The following is a 24250-nucleotide window of genomic DNA, read 5'->3' as shown; positions in this document are numbered from 1 at the left end:
TTGTAAATGACTTAAAGACTAAAATTAGTCTAAGCAGATTATCGTTTAGAGAACTGAAATCTTCTTCTAGCTTTTCTCTGACCGTATTTTTTTCTTTCAACTTTTCTAGAATCTCTTGTTAATAACTTTTCTTTTTTTAATGTTTTTCTTAACGTACCATCCAAAGCAAATAACGCTTTAGATATCCCCAAAGACACAGCTCCCGCCTGTCCGGTTAAGCCACCACCTTTGACCGTGCAGTTAACATCATAACCATTATTTTTGTTTATAATATTAAATGGTTTCTCAATGCTAAGTTGTAGAACTGGACGCTTGAAATATTCATTATATTTTTTTCCATTTACTAAAATGGTTCCTGAACCAGCTTTCAACCAAACTCTTGCAATGGAACTTTTTCTTTTGCCAGTTGCGTAAAATCTATTATCTGAAACTGCTAAACTCTGAACCATGTAATTAATTTAAATAATTTTTTTTATTGATAGATTTAAAATCAAAATCTATAGCTTTTTGAGTTTGATGAGGATGCTTGTCATCATTGTAAACTTTTAAATTTCCAAGTTGTTTTCTGCTAAGCGGACCTTTTGGTAACATTCTTTTAACTGCTAATTTAATAATTCTAGAAGGATCTTTTTGCAAAATCTTATCTGGTGTTGTTTCTTTGATACCTCCAGGATAACCTGTGTGTTTGTAGTAGATCTTCTTTGATGATTTTTTTCCTGTAAATTTAATTTTACTAGCATTCGTCACAATTACAAAGTCTCCATCATCCATATTAGGAGTATAACTTGTTTTTTTCTTTCCTCTCAAAATCTTAGATATCTCAGAAGCTAATCTGCCAACAATTAAATTTGTAGCATCAATCTTATACCAATTTTTTTTAACTTCTTTCTTTTTAATAAATTCAGTCATAATGGAACGGAATAAATATATTTTGGCTATAATTATGTCAAATGGATTAAGGTATATTGTATTATTTTTTAGATATTACTACTTGGTAAAATAGATAAATCGTCGAAAAAACTAAAAAAACAGATCCCATCTGATGAAGACTAGCAAAATATATTTTAAAACCACTAATTAAAACAAGCACACCAAGAAATATTTGAAAAATAATTACAAGAAAAACTAAGAGTAAATATTTAAAATCAACAACTTTATTTTTAAGTAATAAATAAAAAATAAAACTAAAGATAAATATAATAAAGTAAGCAATTATCCTATGCAAAAATTGTATATGCGAAGGACTAGAGTAAGTTTTAAAATTTGAAAATTCATTAATAAAAACGTCTTCAGGCACAAACTGTCCATTCATTAAAGGCCAAGTTTGATATATTTTTGCAGCATCTAATCCTGATACAAATGCTCCAATTACGATCTGAAAAAAGATAATAAATAAAAATAAAAGTATTAAATAAGAGTAAAAACTTAAGTAAATTTTTTTAATATTTCTAAATAAAATTGAAAAGAATATTAGTGATAAAATAATCTGAGCACCTAATAAATGTAATGATAATCTAAAATGGCTAACATCTGTATTTTTTATTAATCCACTTTTAACCATATACCAACCTAGAAAACCCTGAAAAAGAAATAAAAAAGAAATAAACGAGTAAAGAATAGTTTGTTTTAAATTAAAAAATTTTTTAATAAGAAAATATATAAACGGTAAAATAAATACTAATGAAGCTAATCGTGCCAATAGACGATGAATATATTCCCACCAAAAAATATATTTAAAATCAGTCAAGGACATGCCTAAATTAATTTCCTTGTATTGGGGAATTTGTTTGTACAAAGCAAAATAATCTTTCCATTTATTTTCCGTTAATGGTGGCAAAATTCCACTAAATATTTCCCAATTAGTTATTGAAAGACCGGATTCCGTTAAACGAGTAAGACCACCTATAAAGATTAGAGCAAAAACTAAAAATAAAGACAAATACAACCAAATAATAATGTAATTATCTTTTTTATTTAGATTATTTAAATTTCCCATTATAAATTAATAATTAACTTATTTTTATTTGAAAAACGATTTAATGTCGCAAAAAAAAATTTTAAAAATACGCTCTGCTATCGACACTATTGATAAGCAAATTATTAAACTCCTTGGATTAAGAAAAAAACAAGTTTTAAAGATTGCTAAATATAAAAATAAAAGAACTATTGTTGATAGAAAAAGAATTAATCAGATTATGAAAAGAATTAAATCAGAAGCAAAGAAAAATAAAATTGATTTTTTATTAGTAAAAAATTTCTGGAATAAACTAATCCAATATTCAATTAAGTTAGAAAGAAAAATAGTAAAATAACTATTATTTACTGTGTGGAGGAAGTTTTTTTTCTACGAACCACTCATGTTTACGAGTGGAAGGATTATATTTTTTAACTCTTAATTTAACTTTAGCTTTTTCTCCAGCAGATGGTTTTTTAACATAATAATTAAAAGCACTATCAGGTTTTAATTCAGGAACTAATCTTACTTTAACTGATGTTTTTTTTGCCATTTTATGAAAGGTTTTTTAATTCTGTAATAATTTTTTTAATTCTAATTAGCTTTTCTTTTTTATCTATTAAATCGTTAGTGCTTATATCTTTTCTCTCAAAATCGTCAACTTCAATATCATTAATATTATTTTCTATTATTTTTTTTGCTCCTTTTATTGTCAGGCCTTTATCTTTTAAAAGATATTGAATTTTTTTCAAAAGCTTAACATTTTCTGCAGTATAATATCTTCGCCCTTTAGCTCTCAATTTTGGTTTTAACTGAGGAAACTCTTTCTCCCAAAATCTTAAAATATAGGTTTTTGCTTTTCCTGTTTCTAATTCAATAAGATTTAATTCTTTTGCTACTTCGCCTATTGTTTTTAAGGCTTCAGCTGACTTCTCCGACATTTATATTTTTGTTAATTCTATTTTTTAAAATTTTTGATGGTTTAAAGGTTACAACTGTTCTGCTTGAAATTACTTTCTGTTCTTTAGTTTTTGGATTTCTACCTATTCTTTCATTTTTATGACGAATATTGAATGAGCCAAAATTAGCTATTTTAACCTTATTCTTTTTTTCAAGTTGTAATGTAATAAACTCAAAAATATCATCAATAAAATTTGAAGCCTCTACTTTAGAAATTCCTAATTCTTTATAAACTAGGTCAGACAAATATTGTCTAGTGATTGTAGTTGTCACAAGTTTTTAATTATAAATTTTTTTGTATTTGTTCTTGTAAATTACCATCTAAGATATCATAGCACAATTTAATAGAGTGATAAAAACCAATATAATCTGTGCTTCCATGACTTTTTACAACCGGTGATGTTAGTCCTAAAAATATACCTCCATTATATTTTCTTGGATCTAAATCATTTTTTATGCTGTTAAAGATTTTAAACGATAATAAATAAATAAATTTTGAATACCAAGAAGTTAAAAACTTTTCTTTAACAAGGGAGGCAATATATTTCGCTGTACCTTCAGCTGTCTTTAAAGCAATATTACCTGAAAAACCATCAGTGACTATTACATCGACATTACCATCTTTAATATGATTACCCTCAACAAAACCGTTAAATGCAAAACTATCCGTTTTAATTTGTCTTAATTCCACTAAACTTTTTTTCAATAAATCACTTCCTTTACTGTCTTCACTACCTATATTTAACAATGCGACTGTTGGTTTTTCTTTTTTAAAAACTGCTCTGTACAATGCCGCTCCTAATTTTGAAAAATCTACTAAATTTTTAATACTACAATCAATATTCGCTCCTAAATCTAAAACAACACTCAATCCTTTATGCGATGGCCACATAGACGCTAAGGCAGGTTTATCTATGCCATTAATGGTTTCTAAATTTAATCTAGACATAACGAGTAATGCTGCAGTATTTCCTGCTGAAATTGCTATATCTGCATTTTTATTTTTTAATGCACTAAGTGCTAACCACATGCTGGAATTTTTTCCATTTTTAACTGCTTCTAATGGAGACTCATTATCTAATACCTTTTCATTTGTATGAATAATAGTGCTGGATGTTGCAACTAAAGGATATTTTTCTACAATAGGATTTATTAAATCTCGGTTTCCAAAAATTAAAAATTTTAAATTTTGATTATTTTGTAAAAATAAATCTAATCCTTTTATAACTTTTAAAGGAGAGTCGTCACCACCCATTGCATCGACTGCAACTGTAAATTTCATTTAGATAATTTGATAATTAATTAAATTAAGCTTTTGGTTTAAATATTTGTTTTCCATTATACATGCCAGTCTTTTCATCAACATGATGTGGAAGTCTATATTCACCACTTTTTTTATCTTCTATAACATTTGCAAATGTCACAGCATGATGTGATCTTCTTATATTTCTTCTAGCTTTCGAAGTTTTACGCTTAGGTACTGCCATTTGAATAATATAATAGTTAAAAAATTAGGACACTGAATATCATTTAAACCTAATAAATCAACCTAGTTAATAATCGTTGATTAGATAGCAAAATTTTATAATTATATGATAGTGTTTTTTAGCAAATGAGAATTTATTTCTATAAATATATCCTAATATTTTTTTTTATATTTGGTTGCACGACTATTGATGAATTGCACGGTATTGATAATTTAAAAATTAAATCAGAGTCCCTTAAAGAAAATATTACTAATACTAATGATGTATTAAATTTGATTGGTCCTCCTCAAAATATAGGAATTACTAATAATAATATTTGGTTTTATCATGAGGTACATCAAACTAGAAATAAATATGGTACAAAAGTAATTACTGACAATAATACCCTAAGACTAGAGTTTGATGATTTAGGTATCCTAAAAAAAATTAATTTTTTAGATAAGAATACACTAAGCAAAAACCCTTTTGATGAATCTACTACCATTAGCTTAGGTAAAGACTCCAGCTTCCTATCAAGTTTCTTAGCTAGTATGAGACAACGAGCTAAAAACTTTGGTAAGGCTAACGAGCAATAATCGCAAGCAATAATAAAGCTACAATATTTGTAATCTTAATCATTGGATTAACAGCTGGACCCGCTGTATCTTTATAAGGGTCGCCAACTGTATCTCCTGTTACTGCAGCTTTATGAGCATCAGAGCCTTTTCCGCCATGATGTCCGTCTTCGATATATTTCTTTGCATTGTCCCAAGCACCACCACCAGCAGTCATTGATACTGCTAAGAAGAAACCAGTAACGATAACTCCTAACAACATAGCACCTAAAGCTGATAATGCTGAAGATGTTCCAGCAATATAACAAACTACTGCGTAAAGTACGATTGGAGATAGTACAGGCAATAAAGAAGGTATGATCATTTCTTTAATTGCAGCTTTAGTTAAAATATCAACAGCGTTTCTGTAGTCTGGTTTTTGTTTGTTCTTCATAATACCAGGCCATTTTTTAAACTGTCTTCTAACTTCGATAACTACAGCTCCACCTGCTCTACCTACTGCTTGCATTCCCATCGAAGCAAACAGATAAGGAAGCAAACCTCCTATTAACAAACCAATAACAACATACGGATTTGATAAATCAAAACTTACAGCAACTTTTTGTAATGCTGAGCCAGGAGTTAAAGAAAAATGTTTAATATCTTCAGTATAAGCAGCAAATAAAACTAAAGCTCCTAATCCTGCAGAACCAATTGCATATCCTTTAGTAATAGCTTTTGTAGTATTTCCAACTGCGTCTAGAGCATCTGTAACTTTTCTTACGCTTGATGGTAAATTACTCATTTGTGCAATTCCACCTGCATTATCAGTTACAGGTCCATAAGCATCTAAAGCAACAACCATTCCTGTTAATGCTAACATTGTAGTAACTGCAATTGCAATTCCATACAAACCAGCGATTAAATAAGTTGATAAAATACCAGCAACAATAATTAAAGCCGGTATCGCTGTTGCTTCCATTGATATAGCCAAACCTTGAATAACGTTCGTGCCATGTCCAGTTGTTGAAGATTTAGCAATAGATTTTACCGGGTTATAAGCTGTACTAGTATAATACTCAGTAACCCAAATTAGTAATCCAGTTATTATAAGACCAATTACTCCACAGTAATATAATTTAAGTCCTGTAAAGCTTAGAGTTCCAATTTTATAAACATTAGTTAATCCAACAACACGTTCTGTAACAGGATATAAAATAACTAAAGATAAAATTGCTGATACGATAAAGCCTTTATACAAAGCGCCCATAATACTTTTTTTAGCGCCTAATCTTACAAAGTAAGTTCCAATAATAGATGTAATCAAACAGCTACCCGCAATTGCTAACGGATAAATTAACATGTTTAAATTTCCAGAGAAAAATATTGATGCTAAAACCATTGTAGCAACAATTGTAACTGCATAAGTTTCAAACAAATCGGCAGCCATTCCAGCACAATCTCCAACGTTATCTCCAACGTTATCTGCTATCACTGCAGGATTTCTAGGATCATCTTCAGGAATTCCAGCTTCAACTTTTCCAACTAAGTCAGCTCCGACATCCGCTCCTTTAGTAAAAATTCCACCACCTAATCTTGCAAAAATTGAAATTAATGAAGCGCCAAACCCTAAAGCAACAAGTGCATTAGAAATTTCTCTTTCTTTAACGTCTAATTTTAAAAGAATCCAATAATAAACAGCGATCGCTAACAAAGCTAATCCAGCAACTAACATTCCTGTCAAAGCACCAGACTTAAATGATATTTTTAAACCTTCCGCTAAACTTTTTCTAGAAGCTTCAGCAGTTCTCACATTCGCTTGAACTGAAATTAACATTCCAGCATATCCAGCAATCCCAGATAAAAAAGCTCCAATAAAGTAACCAAGACCAACCCAAATACTAAATAAATAAATTACAGCTAAAAGAACAACCACCCCAACTATTGCGATTGTTTTATATTGTCGATTTAAATAGGCTCTAGCACCGATTTGAATTGCACCAGCAATTTCTTTCATTCTTGCATTGCCTGAACTTGCAGACAAAATTTGAACGCCAGTTATATAAGCAAAAATAATTGATAAAATTCCACAAAGGATTACTAAATTTAAAACTAAACTTGGGTTAAGCATAATAGATATTTGGTTAGTTAGGTTGTCAAAAAGAACGTATTGCCAAAATAAACTAATAAAATCAATCTTATTAATTAAAAGATGATAAAATTAAATGAAAATTTTAAGTATTTAAACGCTTTTTGCGATCTTATCTAGAACTGCATTCACAATGTTTTTTTGCTTATCATTAAGAAACATTTTAGTAATTTTTAAATACTCATCGATCACAACTTTAAAGGGTGTCTTTTTATAAAAGAAAATCTCATAAATTGCAGACTTTAATATAATAGAAAATATAATTTCAAAATTCTTAAGATCAAATTTTTTATCTAAATACTTTATTAAATTTTCTTCAAGCAAAGCATTGTTTTCAATAACTCCATTGCAGATCTTTTTAATAAATCGTTTATAAGGATTTTTAAAATCAAATAATAATTTTTCTTGATTTAAATAATAACTATATAAAAGTTGTACGATTATTAATCTGGAATTATTTTTTACGATTGTCATTAAAGTTTATAAATAGAATTATAAACGCTTAATGCAGCTAGCATTGCTTCTCCACCTTTATTTTTTAATTTAGGGTTACATCTAACCTTTGCTTGTTTAAAAGTATTACAGTTTAATACTCCATTAGAAACTGGAATATTATATTTCATCGAAATTTCTAATAATTTATCTGAAACAGATTGACTAATAATATCAAAATGTGGAGTTTCTCCTTTAATTATACAGCCAAGAGCGACGCAAAAAACATACTTTTTGTTTTTTAATAGAATATTGATTAATTGTGGTATCTCAAAAGCACCTCGAACAGAAAAATAATTTACGTTAAATAATTTTTTGTCTACTTTATTTAAAGCGCCAGATAATAGATTTTTTTCTAAATCTTTATAAAAAGAAGAACTTACAATTAATATATTCTTTTTCATTTGATAAACTCTTGTTTAATAATTTTTATACCAAAACCATCAAGTCCAATAATATTTTTTCTTGATTTAGATATTAAAATCATCTTTTTAATATTTAAACTTCTTAAAATTTGAGCGCCAATTCCATAATTTCTTAGACTGCTTTGTTTTTTGTCGCTAAAATAATTATTAACTAATTCGTCTCTAATTATAATTAAAATACAATTTTTGTATTTTTTATAATAATTTAAAGTTTTATTAATAGACAAATTTTCTTTATTCTTTGATAAAAAACTTGTCACAATATTTGAAGAAATAACTCGAACTCTTGGAGCAATTTTTTTATCTTGAATTTTAATTAAAGCGATATGTTCTTTGCCATCTAACTTATTTTCAAAGATTTTAACTTGGTAAGTATCGTTTTTTGATATTTTAACTTGTTCTATTCTTTTTAACTTAACTAAACTCTCTTTTTTTAATCTGTAAGCAATTAAATCTTCAATTCTTGCAATATTTAAATTAAATTTTTTTGCATAATTTAGAAGATGCCTTCCCTTTGCCATTGAACCGTCAGTGTTCATTATTTCACAAATAACACCACTTGGACCACATCCGGCAAGTTTTGCTATATCAACGGAAGCTTCTGTATGACCAGCTCTTTCAAGCACACCTCCATCTTTAGCAATAAGTGGAAAAATATGTCCTGGGGTCGATATATCTTTAGCTGTAACATTTTTTTTAATTGCTGTTTTAATTGTATGCGCCCTATCTTTTGCAGATATACCTGTAGTGATACCTTTTCTTGCCTCTATAGAGATTGTAAATGCAGTTTGTAGGCGAGAAGCATTTCTGCTTGGCATCAATGATAAGTTAAGAGCTTTCGCTTTATTTTTATCTATAGCTAAACAAATCAAACCTCTGCCATGGGTTGCCATAAAATTAATTTTTTTATGATCAATTTTTGATGCAGGAATAACAAGATCGCCTTCATTTTCTCTATTTTTATCATCTACTAAAATAAAGATTTTGCCTTTTTTGGCATCATTAATAATTTTCTTAACAGGTGAAAACATATTCATTTTTTTAATAATGTTTTAGCAATTAAATCAATTTCAATATTAACGTAATTATTTTTTTGTAATTTTAATAAATTAGTATTTTGAAGTGTATGAGGAATAATCACAACTTTAAATTTATTAGAAAAAATTTTAGCAATTGTTAAAGATATTCCGTTGATTGCTATCGATCCTTTTTCAATTAAAAATTTCTTGAATTTTTTAGGTATACTAAAAAATATAATCCAGGTTTTAGGATTACTAGAATTAATATTTAAAACTTTTATTGTTGTATCTACGTGGCCTTGAACAAAGTGACCAGCAAACTCATCTCCGTATTTCATTGATTTTTCTAAATTTAATATATTGCCAGTTTTTAAATACTTGAATGCTGACGTTAAAACTGTGTGTTTTGACAGATAAAAAAGTAATTCATTTTTACCCTTTATCTTATTAACTTTTGTTAAAGTTAAACATACACCCGAACAAGAAATAGAAGTTCCTATATCATTTTTCTTAAAATTTAAATCTGAGATAACAGATAAAATATAGCCATCACCCTTTTTCGTAAATTGATTAACAACGCCAATATTTTTTATTATTCCCGTAAACATAAAATTTTATTTTTGAAATACAGTTAAAGTATTATTCTTTAAATAAATTTGTTGAAATTTTTTTTTAATTTTAAAATTTTTTTTTAAAAGCATAAAAATATTTCTGAATGAATGTGACATTTTTTTACTTACATTCTCATTATTTTTAAAAAAATAAAAAATATCAATTAAATTACGATCAATAAATTTTTTAATAGTACTGTATCCACCTTCAATTAAAACATTCTTGTAACCCAATAAACCAATAGTAACTAGGATTTCTTTACAATCTAGTTGATTATATTTGTTAAAAGGTAAATAAATTAAGTAAATATTTTTCTCTCTAAGATAATTAATTTTTTTTTTATTTTTATTAGAATAAAAAATATAAGTTTTGATTTTTTTAGCAGACAGAATTAGCTCTGAATTTTTTTTAATTCTTAAATTTGGATCAATTACAAAACGTGCCGGATTTAATTGAGTTAATCCATTTATACGACAATTTAATAATGGATTATCGCGATTATGCGTATTGATTCCAACTAAAATAGCATTAATTTCTGAACGCAAAATATGTGTTAATTTCTTTGAATAAATATTTGTTATTTGCTTTCTATCTTTTATAAAAGAATAATAATTTTTTGATGTTGCAATTTTTGCATAAACTTTTGGTAAAAGATTTTTATTAAAATCATTATAAATTTTATAAATATTAGAATTATAAATATTATTTATTTTCAGAACTTTTATTTTATTATTTTGTAAAAATTCAAGACCCTTACCTTGCACTCTAGGATCATCATCTCTCTCAGAGTAATAAAGGTTATTTATTTTTTTATTAACAATAGCTTTTGTGCATGGAGGATTTTTTCCTTGGTGATGACAAGGCTCTAATGAAACATAACAATCTAAATTATGTTTTTTTTTTAAATTAACTAAGGCTGAATACTCGGCATGAGGGCCTCCGCCAACGCCGGTAACTCCGTAGGATAATATTTTATCTTTTTGACAAACTAAACATCCTACTGAAGGATTAACGCCTGTCATATTGTTATGAATATTGGCTAAATTAAAAGCCAAGTTCATAAAATAAGACTTTTTGAACTTATTTTTATTTTTTTGAAGGAACATTAAGTTGATCTACAAATTGCTCAAAATCTTTTGCCTCTTTAAAGTTAGTATATACAGAAGCGAAACGAACATAGGCAACGGGATCAAGTTCTTTTAAACCTTCCATCACATATTTTCCAATTGTGCTAGATAATATTTCAGCTTGACCTAAATCTTCTAAATTTCTGTAAATTTTAGAGATAAATTTTTCTATTGTGTCGCTATCTACCGGTCTTTTTCTTAATGCAATATTAATAGATTTTGCTAATTTTTCTCTGTCAAAAGTTGACTTTCTTCCATTTTTTTTGACAACAACTAATTCTCTTAGCTGCACTCTTTCGAAGGTAGTAAATCTTTGTTTACAGCTACATTCTCTTCTTCTTCGAATGACAGTTCCATCCTCGGTAGGTCTTGAATCAATTACTGAAGTTTCTTTTTCTTTACAAAATGGACAAATCACAAAAATTAAAAGTTATAGATTGGAAAAGCGGCACATAAATTTTTTACTTTTTCTTGTACTTCTTTTTCTATTTTATTGCTGTTATTATTAATTAATCCCTTTAAAATTTGATCAATTAAAATTCCAACTGTTTTAAATTCATTTAAGGAAAATCCTCTTGTAGTGCATGCAGGTGTCCCTAATCTTATTCCTGAAGTAATCCAAGGCTTTTGATCATCATAAGGAATACCGTTCTTATTGCATGTTATATTTGCTCTGCCTAAAGAATCTGATGCATCTTTTCCAGTTAATTTAAGTGGTCTCAAATCTATAAGTATTAAGTGTGTATCAGTTCCACCTGAAAAAATCGTATAACCTAAATTTTTTAGAGTTTCTGACAAAACTTTTGCATTAGCAACGACTGATTTTGTGTACGATTTAAAATCATCCGATAAAGCTTCCTTAAAACAAACAGCCTTAGCTGCTATTACGTGCATTAATGGTCCACCTTGCAATCCTGGAAATACAGCTGAATTAATTTTTTTTGCTAACTCTTCATTATTAGTAAGAATCAATCCACCTCTAGGTCCACGCAAAACTTTATGTGTTGTAGAAGTAACTACATCAGCATGCTCGATTGGATTTGGATAAACACCTCCTGCAACTAAACCTGAAAAATGAGCCATATCCACTAACAAGTAAGCACCTACTTGTTTTGCAATATCTTTAAAAATTTTAAAATCAATTATTCTTGAATATGCGCTTCCACCAGCAATAATTAATTTTGGTTTATGTTTAATTGCTAAATCTCTAACTGCGTCATAATCAATTAAACCATTATCTTTTCTAACTCCATAAGCAATAGCATTAAACCATTTACCTGACATTGCAGGCGCAGCTCCGTGCGTTAAATGTCCGCCCTGATCAATTCCCATTCCTAAAATTGTGTCACCAGGTTTAATTAAAGCTAAAAAAACAGCTCCATTTGCTTGAGCTCCTGAGTGAGGTTGAACATTTGCAAAATTACATTTAAATAATTTTTTTACTCTCTCAACAGCTAAGTCTTCTGCAATATCAACATATTCACAACCACCATAATATCTTTTACCGCTATATCCTTCGGCATATTTGTTGGTTAAAACGGATCCTTGAGCTTCTAATACAGCTTTTGAAACAATATTTTCAGAAGCGATTAACTCTATATGATTTTGCTGACGTGAAAATTCTTTCTCAATTGAATTAAAAATATCAGGGTCTGAGGTCTTTAAATTAGAATTAAAAAATTCTTCAATAGGTTTTTTGTTAATTTTGTTCTCTGAACTCATAGTTATTTATCTAATTTTTTAACTCTAGCTGTATGTCTGCCGCCTTCAAATTTAGTGCTAATAAAAGTGTTTATAATTTTTTTAGCGTTTTTAAAATTAATTAATCTAGCACCGAGACATAATACATTAGCATTGTTATGTTTTCTAGCCAAGGACGCTGATATTTGATTATAACAAACTGCTGCTCTTACTTTTTTAAACCTATTTGCTGCAATAGAAATTCCAATACCAGAACCACAAATTAATATTCCAAATAAAGATTTTTTTTTGACTAACAGTGCAAGTTTTTTAGCATAGTCTGGATAATCAACTCTTTCTTCTGAGAAGGTTCCAAGATCATGTGATTTAATTTTAGACTTATTTAATAGTATTTTAACTTTTTCTTTCATTAAAAAACCTGCATGATCTGAGGCTATAATGATTGATTTAGTTAATGATTTAGGCACAACAGTTAATTACCAACTTCAAAATAGCTTGTATATTAAAAAGATAATTAATGATTTTTTATATATTAAGCCGCTCTTGAAAGTTTTAATTCTTTCCAAATTTGATCAAGAGCATTCACAAGAAATTCTAGCTTAGAATCATCATGTAACGGAGTTGGAGTAAATCTAAGTCTCTCTAATCCCTTAGGAACAGTTGGATAATTAATAGGCTGAACGTAAATTGAATAATTATTCAATAAAATATCTGAAATTTCTTTACATCGAACAGGATCCTTTACTAACAAAGGAACTATATGACTATTATTTTTAATAATTGGCAAATTTCTTGATATCATTAGTTTTTTTAACTTCTCTGCTCTTTCATAAAGCGCTTCTCTTAAACTATAATTATTCTTTACATAACGAATGCTAGCTACTGCTGCTGCGGCTAAACTTGGCGGCAAAGAAGTTGTAAAAATGAATCCTGGAGCAAAGGATCGGATGACATCAATAATATTATATTTTGCTGTAATATAACCTCCCATTAATCCAAAACCTTTTGCAAGTGTTCCTTCTATAATGTCTATTTCAGATGTAAGACCAAGTTGTTCAGATAAGCCACCTCCATTTTTTCCATATAAACCAACTCCATGAACTTCATCAAGATAAGTAAGAGCATTATATTTTTTTGAAATTTCTAATATTTTTTCTATTGGGGCAAAATCACCATCCATTGAATAAACAGATTCAAATGCTACAATTTTTGGATGATCTTTATTCGAATTTTTCAAAAGATATTCTAAATGATCAACATCATTATGTTTCCAAATAAATTTATCAGAATTTCCTTTTCTAATACCTTCGATCATTGATGCATGATTATTTTCATCAGAAAAAATTATGCAGTTAGGTAAAAATTTAGCTAACGTGCTTAATGCGCATTCATTAGCAATATATCCAGATGTAAAAATTAAAGCGCCATCTTTATTGTGAAACCTTGCTAATTCATTCTCTAATTCAACATGATAATTTGAAGTTCCAGAAATATTTCTTGTTCCTCCAGCACCGGCGCCAACTAAATTAACTGCATTTACGAATGCATCAACGACTAAAGGATTTTGACCCATTCCTAAATAATCATTACTGCACCAGATAGTAACATCTGATTTAATACCATATTGATTGTTATAAACTGCTTTAGGGAATTCTCCTTTTTTTCGAGTAATATTATTAAAAATTCTATAACGACCTTCTTGTCTTAAACCTTTTAATGCATTGTTAAAAATAAGATCGTAATCTATGCTCATAACTAATATTACCTTATAGAAAATACTTTTTTCAAATATATACTTTTACTGTATTGTCGCATTAAATATAAAATTCAAATGAAATTTCCCAATACAAGATTAAGAAGAAATAGAAAATCAGATTGGTCCAGAAGACTAATAAATGACACTTATCTTGATAAATCAGATTTTATAATGCCTATTTTTGTTTGCGAAGGCAAAAATAAGAAGCAAGAAATTAAATCTATGCCTGGAATTTATAGATATTCTGTAGATAGATTAGATGAAATAATTTCAAGAACATCAAAAAACGAAATACCAGCCGTCGCTATTTTTCCACTAATTGAAAGTTCTAAAAAGAATATCAAAGGAACTGAAGCTTTAAATAAAAATAATGTAGTTTGTAATGCGATACATGAAGTAAAAAAATTAAATAAAAATATCGGAGTAATGTGTGATGTTGCATTAGATCCTTACACTTCTCATGGTCACGACGGGCTTGTTATAGATAATGAAATTGATAATGACGAAACTAATAAAATTTTAATCAAACAAGCTTTAATACAAGCCCAAGCTGGTTGCGATATTATTGCTCCATCAGACATGATGGACGGACGAATTGGTTTAATAAGAAATGCTTTAGAAAAAAATAAATTTTTTAACGTACAAATATTATCGTATGCGGTTAAGTATGCTTCTAATTTTTATTCACCATTTCGAGATGCGGTTGGAACATCTACAACGCTTAAATCTGATAAAAAAACTTATCAAATGGATTATAAAAATTCAGATGAGGCTTTATTAGAAGTTAAATTAGATTTAGACGAAGGAGCTGATTTTGTAATGGTAAAACCAGCTTTAGCATATCTTGATATTATTTATAAAATAAAACAAAAATTTAATGTGCCTGTCTTTGCTTATAATGTTTCTGGCGAATATAGTTTAATAAAAAATGGAATTAAATCGTCGATTGCAAATGAAGATATTATTCTTGAAGTAATTTATAGTTTTAAAAGAGCTGGAGCAAACGCAATTGTCTCGTACTTTGCAAATGAGGTAATTGAAAAATACTTATCAAAATAATTTTTGATATTTACTTGAAAAATATATTAGAGGTTTTTTTTCTTTTTTTAGATTAAATTTAATGACTCTAGCAATAAAAAATAAATGGTCACCAATATTTAAAGTTTTTATTGTTTTGCAATTAAGTTCTACCAAATTATATTTTAATAAATTTTTTGCTATTAAGGAATCTTTTTTTATTTCATTAGTCGCTGAAAAATAATTTGAAACATTTATTTGCTTTGCAGATAAAAAATAAATATTAAAAAATTTTAAATCTTTAAATTTTTTAAAATTAGAAGTTTTTTTATCTAAACTCCAAGAAATATAAGGTGGCTTTAAAGATATAGATACAAAGGAATTAACTGTAATACCTGTAATTAAATTACTTTTATCTTTTTTTGTTACAACTGTAATTCCAGTAGCATATTTTGATAAAACTTTTTTATAATTAGAAATATTCATAATATTACAAATGACATCTGATATTATTATCAAAATTTCTATTCATAATCTGATTTTTATAATTTTTAATAACTTTTCCTGACTGCGATCTCTTTCCGTAATTCCCTTCAATTGTAGATTTATCAAACAAAGTTTTATCTATTTGATCTTTGATAACTAATTTTGAGTTAAATACTGTAGCATTAACAATTTTTAAAGATCTACCTTTTACTAGAATAACTCCTCTGCCTTTATCTAATTTTGGAAGTTCACTAATATTAAATGCCAACATCTTATATTTGCCATCTAAATCGCAAATAATAGCAACTGAATCTGAATCTTTCATAACTTTAGAAACTCCAACAACACTGTCATCAGCTTTAACATTCATTACTTTTTTTCCAGTTTTCTTATTGGTTTCAAGATTTTTTTCTAAAGTAAGAAAACCGTATCCATTTTTAGTATAAATAAAAATTTCACCTTCAATATCAAATTTAAAACTATCAATAATTTTCTCATTATCAGCAAGTGTTAGATAGGATGAAATTGGTCTACCTGTTGAAGATCCTGTTACAATATTATCTGCTTCAATAGTGTAAAATTTGCCGAAATTTGATGCCAATATAATTTTATCATTAGAACGAGCATGCATTAATAAAGAAGTATTCTCATTGCCAATTTGTTCTTCTAAATTTTTAACAAAAGATTTCTGTGATTTAATAAAACCATTTTTGAGAATGGTTATTGTAAGAGGATCGTCAGATTTAATTTCGTTATCAAAAATCTCTTCATTAACACTTCCAAATTTATCTAGTTTTGTCCTTCTTTTTCCAAGTAGAGGATCGTCCTTAAATTTTTTAATTAAAAAATCAATTTCATTATCTATTTCTTTTTTTTGTAATGATTTAGATGAAAGTAATTTTGTTAAATAGTTTTTTTCCGATAATAAGTCTTTATACTCTTGTTTAATTTCTTTTTCTTCTAATTTTCTAAGATTTCTCAAACGCATATCTAAAATTGCATTTACTTGATTTTGAGTAAACTTAAATTTTTTAATTAATTGCAGTTTTGGATCTTCTGCGTTTCTAATAATTTTAATAATTTTATCTAAATTATGATAAACTTTAATAAATCCAATTAAAATTTCTATTCTATTTTTAATATTTTTTAATCTAAACTCAGATTTTCTTATTAAAACTTCATAACGATGGGATAAAAAATTAATTAAAACTTCTTTAATCGACATTACTTTTGGTTGAAGTTTTGAATTTAGAACATTCATGTTTAAAGCTATTCTTACTTGCAAATCAGTCTGTCTAAATAAACTTTCCATTAATACTTCTGGTTTAACATTTCTATTTTTTGGACGAATGACAATGCGAACTAATTGATCTGATTCATCTATAACATTATCAATTAATTTATTTTTTTTACTTATAATTAAGTCCGCTATTTTTTCTATCAATGTTGATTTACTTACTTGATAAGGAATTTCATTAATCGAAATTTGATACTGCCCCCTACCTAAGTCCTCAATCTTATATGAAGACCTAAGTTCAAAAAAACCTTTTCCACTTGTATAAGCTTTTAATATTTCAGACTTATTATTATTTAAAATTCCACCCGTTGGAAAATCAGGTCCTGGCAATACTTTTAATAATTCTTTGATAGAAACATTTTTGTCTTGATTAACAATCTTTAATCCTTCACAAATTTCAACAATGTTATGCGGAGGTATACTTGTAGCCATGCCAACCGCAATTCCTGAAGCCCCATTTGCTAATAAATTTGGAAATTTTGCAGGGAAGACTAATGGCTCTTGCAAATCACCATCATACGTACTTTTAAAATCTACAGTTTCTTCATCTATATTTTCAAGTAAAAGCTCAGAAATTTCAGTAAGTTTTGCTTCTGTGTACCTCATTGCAGCTGCATTATCTCCATCAATATTACCAAAATTCCCTTGGCCATTTACTAATGGATATCGAATTGAAAAATCTTGAGCTAACCTCACTAATGCATCGTAAACAGATTGATCTCCATGAGGATGAAATTTACCAATTACATCCCCTACGACTCTTGCAGATTTTTTCGGTTGTAACTTTGAACCTAAGTTTAGAAGATACATCGCATAAAGCAATCGACGATGAACAGGTTTTAAACCATCTCTAACATCAGGTAATGCTCGATGCGTAATAGTAGATAATGCGTAGGCTAAATATTTTTGACTAAACTCAACCGCTAAAGAGGCATTTAAAATATTATCTCTATTTTTCATTAAAAAAATTTTCTAATTTTAATCTATAAAAAGGAAATTTAACTTTATTTGGCTCAAAAATATAATTTAATAATTGATGCTTATTAATTAATAATCCATTGTAGATGTCTTTATCAGTAAAGGGAGCTGAATTATCATAAAAATATTGTGGATAACTTATATTTTTATTAAATAGTTTTAGTGAATCTTTATTTTCTAAATCAAGATTATAACCTAATTCTGATAACAAAAATCTCTCCCATAAAACATATTTTTTAAAAAAATTATTAGAATTTAAAGAATTAAATAAATCCTCGAAAGAATTATAAACAGATAAATACACATTTCTTTCAGGTAATATTTTTAAGCAAATACTTGATGTTGATAATATTGCTGTAAGTTTTTTATCATTATCAAAATATTTTGGAGCTACTGCATCAATCAATTCAAAATTATAATAACCAATCGCATCTTCTGATTTTGATTTCCAAGTGACTTTAATCTTATTGCCAATGTGTATTAATTTTTTTAATTTAGATGAAGTTCCGCCGTAAATTATTCCTTTATGATGCCCATGATCTTTAGAAAGAATACTTATAATAGAAGAGTTTTCTCCGTAAATATTAATCCCTAAGATATACCCTTCATCGCTCCAAGTCATTGCTTAGATACTTGTACGTCTAAAAATAAACTGACTTTATGTTTAAATAATTTTTCGATTTCTTTTCTAGCGGAAATTCCAATTTTTTTAATAACATTTCCTTTTATTCCCAAAACTATTTTTTTATGATTAATATTTTTGACATAAATAATTTGGTAAATTTTATAATTTTTATTTTCTTTCTCAAATTTGTAAGTTTTTACATTAATCTGATATGGTAATTCTTGATTTAAATACTTAAATATTGCTTCTCTTGTAAGTTCAGAAAAAAAAATATCTTTTGAAATATTTGTCTCAAAGTTAATAGAATTTTCAAAATTACCCTCTGGAAGTTTTGCAACAATTGCGTCTAAAAGAGTGTTTATGTTTTTATTTTTTAACGCCGAAACGTAATAAATTTCATTGAAATTTTTAACAAAATTAGACTTATTAATCTGTTCAATTGCAAACGATTTTGAAACTTTATCAATTTTATTAAATACTAAAATTTTTGGTTTTTTTGTATTTTTTATAATTTTTTCTAAAATATCTTCGTAATACAAATGAATGGAGATATCTAAAATTATTACAATTAGATCTGATCTTTTAACCTCAACATTAACGTCATTTAGAAAATTTGTATTATTTTTTTTGTTATACAATCCAGGAGTATCAACAAAAATAATCTTATTATCCTTATGATATTTAACAACTTCTATTGCAAAATTTGTAGTTTGAACCTTATTAGAAACTATTGAAATTTTTTTCTTAAAAATAGTATTCAATAATGTTGACTTGCCAGCATTCGTCGGGCCAATTAAACAAGCATAACCAATCTTTTTTTTATTCATTATCTAAACTACTTAATAACGACTCTGCTGCTTTTTGTTCAGCATTTCTTTTAGAAGAACCTTCGCCAGTATAGGATTTGGATTTTTTAATACTTACCGAAACTTTAAAAACTGGTTTATGCGCAGGACCAGAAGTTGATAAATCTTTGTATTTAGGAAGTTCTTTATAAAGTTTTAAAGACAATTCCTGAAGTTTTGTTTTAGCATCAATTTTAATCTCACCTGATTGCTTAAGTTGATCTTTCCATAAATTAAAAATAAAATTTTCTGCAGCTTCAAATCCTCTATCAATGTATATTGCGCCAATTAATGACTCGCATAAATCTCCAAAAATTTTAATATTTCCTGTTTTAATTTTTTTTTGAGCTTTACTAATTGATATAAATTTTAATAAATCATATTTATCTATAACTTTTGCGCAAACTTTTTTATTAATTAATGAAGCCAATCTTTTATCAAGCTGACCCTCTTTGTCATTTGGATATAAATTAATTAATTTTTTAGCAAGAACTAATCCTAAAACTCTATCTCCTAAAAATTCTAAAATTTCATTATTTGCTGAATTATTGTTTGAAAAACTTTTATGAACTAGGGCTTGTGATAATAATTTTTTATTTAAAAATTTGATACCAATAATATTCTCTACTTCAACGATCTTATTATCAGAAATCATTTAATGAATTTTAAAATTCTATTAAATCTTATTGATTTATGCCATTTCCAAAAAGTGAAAAAATTTCCTATTTCTTCATTATTTGAAAAAAATAAAATTTGTGCTTTTCCTACTAAATTAATTTTATCAACGTAGCCAACGCTAGAAAGAAATCTACTATCTTGTGAACAATCCCTATTATCTCCCATAAAAAAAAATTTATTTTGAGGTATTAAATACACATCTGTATCTTTTGATGAATTTTTTTCAGAGTAAGCTGCTAAATAAGTTTTTCCGTTTGGTAAAGTCTCATAATAAAAGTTTGACTTAATTTTAAAACCACCACAAAGAACGAAATCATTTTTTACAAATTCTTTTTTTATAGGCTTATTGTTGATATATAAAACACCATTAATCATTTGAATTTTATCACCAGGAAGTCCAATTAAACGTTTAATATAATCTGTGTCGTTATCTTCTGGAGTTTTGAAAACAATTACATCCCCCCTGTCAGGTAATGTAAAAAATATTCTTTTATCAGAAATGTTCGGACTAAATGGCAATGAATGTTTGCTGTATCCATAGGTAAATTTAGAAACAAATAATCTATCACCTACTAATAAATTCTCTTCCATTGAAGACGATGGAATATAAAAAGGTTGAAAAAAGAAACTTCGAATAAATATTGCTATTAGAAAAGCAAAGACAAGAGTCTTTATGTTTTCAGTGATTATTTTTTTCATTGAGAAGTAATTAAGGCCGTTGCTACTGCCCAAGGTTTATCATCTGACAAAGTTAAGAAAATGTTATATTTTTTTGATATTTTGCTAAGTACTATTTTAGCTTTACCATCCACATTTGCGTAAGGTTTGCCATTTTTATCGTTACATATTTCGATATTTTTAAAATGAATTCCTTTTGAAAAACCATAACCAATAGCTTTCGAGATAGCTTCTTTCGCAGCAAATCGTTTAGCGATTGAGGCAATATTTTTTAATCTGGATGTTTTTTTTTCAAATTTCTTTTCTGATTCAGTTAAAATTTTATCTAAGAAATGATTTCCATACTTAGAGTAAATCTTTTTTATTCTATTAATATTAACAATATCTGTTCCGAGTCCGATTACATTCATCGTTTTAAAATTCTGTTAAATTTTTTAAGGACATTAGCTATACCAAAAAATATCGACTCTGATATAAAAAAATGACCAATATTCAATTCTGTAATCTCTTTAATTTGTGATATTTTTTTTGAAGTTTGATAATTCAAACCATGTCCTGCATGAACTCCTAGATTTAATGCATCGCCAAGCTTGGCCGAATTTTTAATTTTTAAAAATTCTTTTTTAATATTTACATGATTTTTTTCTCTAAAAAATCTACAATATTTTCCAGTGTGTATCTCAATATTATCTGAACCTAATTTTTTTGCCAAACGGACAGTTTTTAAATTAGGCTCTATAAATAATGAAACTTGAATATGGTTAAGTTTTAATAAGTGAATTACTTTTTTTAAATAATTTATTTTATAATTTAAATTTAAACCACCTTCTGTGGTAATCTCTCTTCTTTTTTCCGGAACAATACATACATATTTTGGCTTAAGCTTTAACGCAATTTTAAGCATCTCTGGCGTTAAAGCCATTTCTAAATTTATTGGAATCTTAATTCTTTTTTTTAATTCAATTAAATCGTGATCTCGAATATGTCGACGATCTTCTCTTAAATGAACAGTTATTGAATCTGCTCCATTATTTTGAGCTATAATTGCAGCCCTCAAAGGAGAAGGATAATCATCTCCTCTTGCATTTCTAACAGTTGCTACATGATCAATATTAAATCCTAATCTAATTTTTTTTCTCATTTAGACTAAATTTCTACTCCCTGGCTTTACTGCAGGAATAGATTTTAACTTATCTGGAATTTCATTTTCTTTATATGTTGGAATATCAAATGTTATTTGTGAAACAATTTTCGAAGTTATTGAACTTTGATTATTAGATCGATCCACAATACAAGCAAATCCGACTACATGAGCATTATACTTTTTAATTACATTAGCACATTCCATGCTTGATTTACCTGTTGTAATTACATCCTCTACAATTAAAACTTTTGCTCCTGCCTTAATTTCAAAGCCACGTCTTAATTCAAATTCTCCATTAACTCGTTCTGTAAATATTGAAGGTACTTTCAAATGTCGAGCAACTTCATATCCAACAATAATACCTCCCATAGCTGGAGCAACAACTAAATCTATTTTCTTAAAAATCTTTTTTATTTTTTGAGATAAAGATTTACAAATTAATTCTGATTGTTTTGGATGCATCAATAATTTTGCGCATTGTAAGTACTGCTCACTACGAAGACCTGATGATAAAATAAAATGGCCTTGCAAGAGCGCTTTGGTTTTTACAAAAATTTCTTTAGTTTTCTTTTCTGTTAACATTTGAATTTCGATTTCTTATAATTTTAAAATTTATGTCATGCTGTTTTATTTCAGAAACTAAGTTAGTAAAATCTTTTAAATTTTTTATCTCAAGATCAAAAATAAAACTTATAAAATCATCTTTTTTATCAACTAACTCTACATTTGAAATATTACACTTATTTTTTCCAATCATCGTACAAACTTCTCCTAAAGTTCCCGCTTTATGGCTTAAAAGAACCCATAAACTTGTATCATAATTTTTCTCCGCTGATTTGTCAGGATTTTTTAAATTCCAAAATCTTCTTACCGCTGCTCTAGCTTTTCCTGTTTTTGCAATGGATGACCAATACATTGAGGGAGATGGTTTTGCTGATGTAATAATTTCAACTTCATCACCATTATGTAAAATACTTTGTAATGGAGATTCTTTACCATTAATTTTACAGCCAATACATTTATCCCCGATTTCAGTGTGAACAGCATAAGCAAAATCAATGGGTGATGCATTTGCTGGTAGACGAATGAGAGTACCTTTGGGTGTGAAACAAAAAACTTGATCTTGAAATAACTGAAGCTTTGTATACTCAAAGAAATGTTCAGGATTTTCACCGCTTTCTAACATTTCAACTAAATCTTTTAACCAATTATAATCTTTAAGTGTATTAGAACTTACTTTTTCATTAGCCTTATAATTCCAGTGAGCAGCCACACCTCTTTCTGCAAATTCATGCATTTCATGTGTTCTGATTTGAATTTCTATTTTTTGTCTTTTAGGGCCGATTACTGAAGTATGTATTGATTTATAATTATTAGATTTTGGTACAGAAATATAATCTTTAAATCTGCCAGGAACCATTGACCATTCAGTATGAAAAACACCAAGAGCACGGTAACACATATCCACATTTTCTAAAATAACTCTAAAACCTACAATGTCTGTAATTTGTTCTAAAGAGATTCTTTTGTTTTGTGTTTTTCTCCAAATTGAAAATGGTGTTTTTTCTCTTCCAGTAACTTTAGCTTTAATATTTTTATCGTTTAATAATTTTATAATTTTTTCTGAAATATCTGAAAAAGTTACTCCTAAAATTTCTTTATTTAAAATTAATCGGTCAGTAATTAATTTTCTAGCTTCTGGATTTAAAACATTAAAAGCTAAATCTTCAAGTTCATCGCGAAAATTGTGCATTCCCATTCTTTCGGCTAATGGGGAATAAATTTCCATTGTTTCTTTTGCTATTCTTAATCTTTTTTCGACATTTTCAATATTGCCAATTGTACGCATATTATGGAGCCTATCTGCAAGCTTTACTAATAAGACTCTAATATCTTTGGATGTTGCTAATATTAATTTTCTAAAATTTTCTGCTACAGAATATTCTTTTGATTTATCTTCTAATCTTGAGATTTTTGTAACTCCTTCAACAAGATCAGCAATCTCTTTGCCAAATAATTTATTTACCTCATTATAAGTTGCTTCGGTATCTTCAATAGTATCATGCAGTAAAGCTGTTGTGATAGTGGCGGTATCTACTCTTAAATCACACAAAATTGCAGCAACTTCAACTGGATGAGAGATATATGGATCTCCAGAAAGTCTTTTTTGATTTTTATGAACATCAAAAGCAAAATCGTAAGCTTTTTTTACAATATTTTCGTCAATATAATTATTATATATTTTTACTTTATCGAGAAGTTCTTGCTGATTTAGCATGAACAAAAA

The 24250-nt window shown here is 27.6% G+C and carries 31 protein-coding genes; 3 read left to right on the top strand and 28 right to left on the bottom strand.

The genetic code is table 11. From position 1 onward, the window contains the following. Positions 1-38 precede the first annotated feature (38 nt). From rpsI to AC8IGH_RS00510, 3 genes are all read right to left on the bottom strand, one after another. Positions 39-449, bottom strand: a complete 411-nt coding sequence (gene rpsI / locus AC8IGH_RS00520; RefSeq protein ID WP_507418761.1) for a 30S ribosomal protein S9 — start codon at positions 447-449, stop codon at positions 39-41. Between the two features lie 4 nt (positions 450-453). Continuing rightward, complete coding sequence (gene rplM, locus AC8IGH_RS00515) at positions 454-909, bottom strand: 50S ribosomal protein L13 (RefSeq protein WP_507418760.1); 456 nt, start codon at positions 907-909, stop codon at positions 454-456. A gap of 61 nt (positions 910-970) precedes the next feature. Then, positions 971-1996, bottom strand: a complete 1026-nt coding sequence (locus tag AC8IGH_RS00510) for a COX15/CtaA family protein (protein ID WP_507418759.1) — start codon at positions 1994-1996, stop codon at positions 971-973. 43 nt (positions 1997-2039) lie between these two features. Between AC8IGH_RS00510 and AC8IGH_RS00505 the strand changes: the two genes are divergently transcribed. Then, the gene (locus tag AC8IGH_RS00505; RefSeq protein WP_507418758.1) at positions 2040-2312 is read left to right on the top strand and encodes a chorismate mutase; all 273 of its coding nucleotides are present in this window, start codon (positions 2040-2042) and stop codon (positions 2310-2312) included. Between the two features lie 3 nt (positions 2313-2315). On the opposite strand, the gene AC8IGH_RS00500 is transcribed toward AC8IGH_RS00505, so the two are convergent. Genes AC8IGH_RS00500 through rpmF form a run of 5 tightly spaced genes read right to left on the bottom strand, consistent with a single transcriptional unit; the run spans position 2316 to position 4401 of the window. Continuing rightward, on the bottom strand, positions 2316-2507 hold the full coding sequence (locus AC8IGH_RS00500; protein WP_099340306.1) for a 50S ribosomal protein L33: 192 nt from the start codon (positions 2505-2507) through the stop codon (positions 2316-2318). A 1-nt stretch (position 2508) separates the two neighbouring features. Beyond that, entirely contained in the window at positions 2509-2895 is a 387-nt protein-coding gene (locus tag AC8IGH_RS00495) for a MerR family transcriptional regulator (protein ID WP_507418757.1), read from the bottom strand. After that, positions 2876-3187, bottom strand: coding sequence for an integration host factor subunit alpha (locus AC8IGH_RS00490; protein ID WP_507418756.1), 312 nt, complete (start codon positions 3185-3187; stop codon positions 2876-2878). Before AC8IGH_RS00490 ends, AC8IGH_RS00495 begins: the two co-directional genes overlap by 20 nt. A gap of 10 nt (positions 3188-3197) precedes the next feature. Further along, on the bottom strand, positions 3198-4196 hold the full coding sequence (gene plsX, locus AC8IGH_RS00485) for a phosphate acyltransferase PlsX (protein ID WP_507418755.1): 999 nt from the start codon (positions 4194-4196) through the stop codon (positions 3198-3200). Between the two features lie 25 nt (positions 4197-4221). Then, positions 4222-4401: a 50S ribosomal protein L32 gene (gene rpmF, locus AC8IGH_RS00480; protein WP_507418754.1), complete on the bottom strand. Its 180-nt coding sequence runs from the start codon at positions 4399-4401 to the stop codon at positions 4222-4224. A 125-nt stretch (positions 4402-4526) separates the two neighbouring features. Between rpmF and AC8IGH_RS00475 the strand changes: the two genes are divergently transcribed. Continuing rightward, positions 4527-4976: a hypothetical protein gene (locus tag AC8IGH_RS00475; protein WP_507418753.1), complete on the top strand. Its 450-nt coding sequence runs from the start codon at positions 4527-4529 to the stop codon at positions 4974-4976. Here the strand turns inward: AC8IGH_RS00475 and AC8IGH_RS00470 are convergent. From AC8IGH_RS00470 to hemA, 10 genes are all read right to left on the bottom strand, one after another. Beyond that, positions 4963-7065: a sodium-translocating pyrophosphatase gene (locus AC8IGH_RS00470; protein ID WP_507418752.1), complete on the bottom strand. Its 2103-nt coding sequence runs from the start codon at positions 7063-7065 to the stop codon at positions 4963-4965. The genes AC8IGH_RS00475 and AC8IGH_RS00470 overlap by 14 nt on opposite strands. Positions 7066-7176: 111 nt before the next feature. Next, entirely contained in the window at positions 7177-7557 is a 381-nt protein-coding gene (locus tag AC8IGH_RS00465) for a transcription antitermination protein NusB (protein WP_507418751.1), read from the bottom strand. Then, entirely contained in the window at positions 7557-7979 is a 423-nt protein-coding gene (gene ribH / locus AC8IGH_RS00460; protein ID WP_507418750.1) for a 6,7-dimethyl-8-ribityllumazine synthase, read from the bottom strand. The genes AC8IGH_RS00465 and ribH overlap by 1 nt, the downstream gene beginning before the upstream one ends. After that, positions 7976-9031, bottom strand: a complete 1056-nt coding sequence (gene ribB, locus AC8IGH_RS00455; protein WP_507418749.1) for a 3,4-dihydroxy-2-butanone-4-phosphate synthase — start codon at positions 9029-9031, stop codon at positions 7976-7978. The genes ribH and ribB overlap by 4 nt, the downstream gene beginning before the upstream one ends. A 2-nt stretch (positions 9032-9033) precedes the next feature. After that, entirely contained in the window at positions 9034-9627 is a 594-nt protein-coding gene (locus AC8IGH_RS00450; RefSeq protein ID WP_507418748.1) for a riboflavin synthase, read from the bottom strand. Positions 9628-9633: 6 nt separating this feature from the next. Continuing rightward, on the bottom strand, positions 9634-10692 hold the full coding sequence (gene ribD / locus AC8IGH_RS00445) for a bifunctional diaminohydroxyphosphoribosylaminopyrimidine deaminase/5-amino-6-(5-phosphoribosylamino)uracil reductase RibD (RefSeq protein ID WP_507418747.1): 1059 nt from the start codon (positions 10690-10692) through the stop codon (positions 9634-9636). 25 nt (positions 10693-10717) lie between these two features. Further along, positions 10718-11176, bottom strand: coding sequence for a transcriptional regulator NrdR (gene nrdR, locus AC8IGH_RS00440; RefSeq protein WP_507418746.1), 459 nt, complete (start codon positions 11174-11176; stop codon positions 10718-10720). A gap of 5 nt (positions 11177-11181) precedes the next feature. After that, the gene (glyA, locus tag AC8IGH_RS00435; protein WP_507418745.1) at positions 11182-12480 is read right to left on the bottom strand and encodes a serine hydroxymethyltransferase; all 1299 of its coding nucleotides are present in this window, start codon (positions 12478-12480) and stop codon (positions 11182-11184) included. A 2-nt stretch (positions 12481-12482) separates the two neighbouring features. Continuing rightward, the gene (rpiB, locus tag AC8IGH_RS00430) at positions 12483-12926 is read right to left on the bottom strand and encodes a ribose 5-phosphate isomerase B (RefSeq protein WP_507418744.1); all 444 of its coding nucleotides are present in this window, start codon (positions 12924-12926) and stop codon (positions 12483-12485) included. 65 nt (positions 12927-12991) lie between these two features. Then, on the bottom strand, positions 12992-14212 hold the full coding sequence (gene hemA / locus AC8IGH_RS00425) for a 5-aminolevulinate synthase (protein ID WP_507418743.1): 1221 nt from the start codon (positions 14210-14212) through the stop codon (positions 12992-12994). 78 nt (positions 14213-14290) lie between these two features. On the opposite strand from hemA, the gene hemB reads away from it, so the two are divergent. Beyond that, on the top strand, positions 14291-15274 hold the full coding sequence (gene hemB, locus AC8IGH_RS00420) for a porphobilinogen synthase (protein ID WP_507418742.1): 984 nt from the start codon (positions 14291-14293) through the stop codon (positions 15272-15274). Here hemB and AC8IGH_RS00415 read toward each other — a convergent pair. From AC8IGH_RS00415 to AC8IGH_RS00370, 10 genes are read right to left on the bottom strand one after another with little or no spacing between them, the layout of a single operon-like run. Beyond that, complete coding sequence (locus AC8IGH_RS00415) at positions 15266-15718, bottom strand: flavin reductase family protein (protein WP_507418741.1); 453 nt, start codon at positions 15716-15718, stop codon at positions 15266-15268. The genes hemB and AC8IGH_RS00415 overlap by 9 nt on opposite strands. A gap of 4 nt (positions 15719-15722) precedes the next feature. Then, entirely contained in the window at positions 15723-17975 is a 2253-nt protein-coding gene (parC, locus tag AC8IGH_RS00410; RefSeq protein ID WP_507418740.1) for a DNA topoisomerase IV subunit A, read from the bottom strand. Continuing rightward, on the bottom strand, positions 17965-18615 hold the full coding sequence (gene recO / locus AC8IGH_RS00405; RefSeq protein WP_507418739.1) for a DNA repair protein RecO: 651 nt from the start codon (positions 18613-18615) through the stop codon (positions 17965-17967). The genes parC and recO overlap by 11 nt, the downstream gene beginning before the upstream one ends. Then, positions 18612-19445 (bottom strand): GTPase Era, encoded by an 834-nt coding sequence (gene era, locus AC8IGH_RS00400; protein WP_507418738.1) that lies wholly within the window; start codon positions 19443-19445, stop codon positions 18612-18614. The genes recO and era overlap by 4 nt, the downstream gene beginning before the upstream one ends. Further along, positions 19438-20118 carry a ribonuclease III gene (rnc, locus tag AC8IGH_RS00395; protein ID WP_507418737.1) on the bottom strand — a complete coding sequence of 227 codons (681 nt, stop codon included), beginning with the start codon at positions 20116-20118 and terminating at the stop codon, positions 19438-19440. The genes era and rnc overlap by 8 nt, the downstream gene beginning before the upstream one ends. After that, on the bottom strand, positions 20115-20840 hold the full coding sequence (gene lepB, locus AC8IGH_RS00390) for a signal peptidase I (RefSeq protein ID WP_507418736.1): 726 nt from the start codon (positions 20838-20840) through the stop codon (positions 20115-20117). The genes rnc and lepB overlap by 4 nt, the downstream gene beginning before the upstream one ends. Continuing rightward, complete coding sequence (gene acpS, locus AC8IGH_RS00385) at positions 20837-21229, bottom strand: holo-ACP synthase (protein ID WP_507418735.1); 393 nt, start codon at positions 21227-21229, stop codon at positions 20837-20839. The genes lepB and acpS overlap by 4 nt, the downstream gene beginning before the upstream one ends. Then, entirely contained in the window at positions 21226-21960 is a 735-nt protein-coding gene (locus AC8IGH_RS00380) for a pyridoxine 5'-phosphate synthase (RefSeq protein WP_507418734.1), read from the bottom strand. Before AC8IGH_RS00380 ends, acpS begins: the two co-directional genes overlap by 4 nt. Next, complete coding sequence (pyrE, locus tag AC8IGH_RS00375) at positions 21961-22545, bottom strand: orotate phosphoribosyltransferase (RefSeq protein WP_507418733.1); 585 nt, start codon at positions 22543-22545, stop codon at positions 21961-21963. Then, on the bottom strand, positions 22523-24241 hold the full coding sequence (locus AC8IGH_RS00370) for a bifunctional (p)ppGpp synthetase/guanosine-3',5'-bis(diphosphate) 3'-pyrophosphohydrolase (RefSeq protein ID WP_507418732.1): 1719 nt from the start codon (positions 24239-24241) through the stop codon (positions 22523-22525). The genes pyrE and AC8IGH_RS00370 overlap by 23 nt, the downstream gene beginning before the upstream one ends. Between the last annotated feature and the right edge of the window lie 9 nt (positions 24242-24250).

The organism is Candidatus Allofontibacter sp., assembly GCF_038145245.1.
GTDB lineage: Bacteria > Pseudomonadota > Alphaproteobacteria > Pelagibacterales > Pelagibacteraceae > Fontibacterium.
The sequence above is the reverse complement of the archived record's forward strand: the minus strand, read 5'-3'. Positions and strand labels throughout refer to the sequence as shown.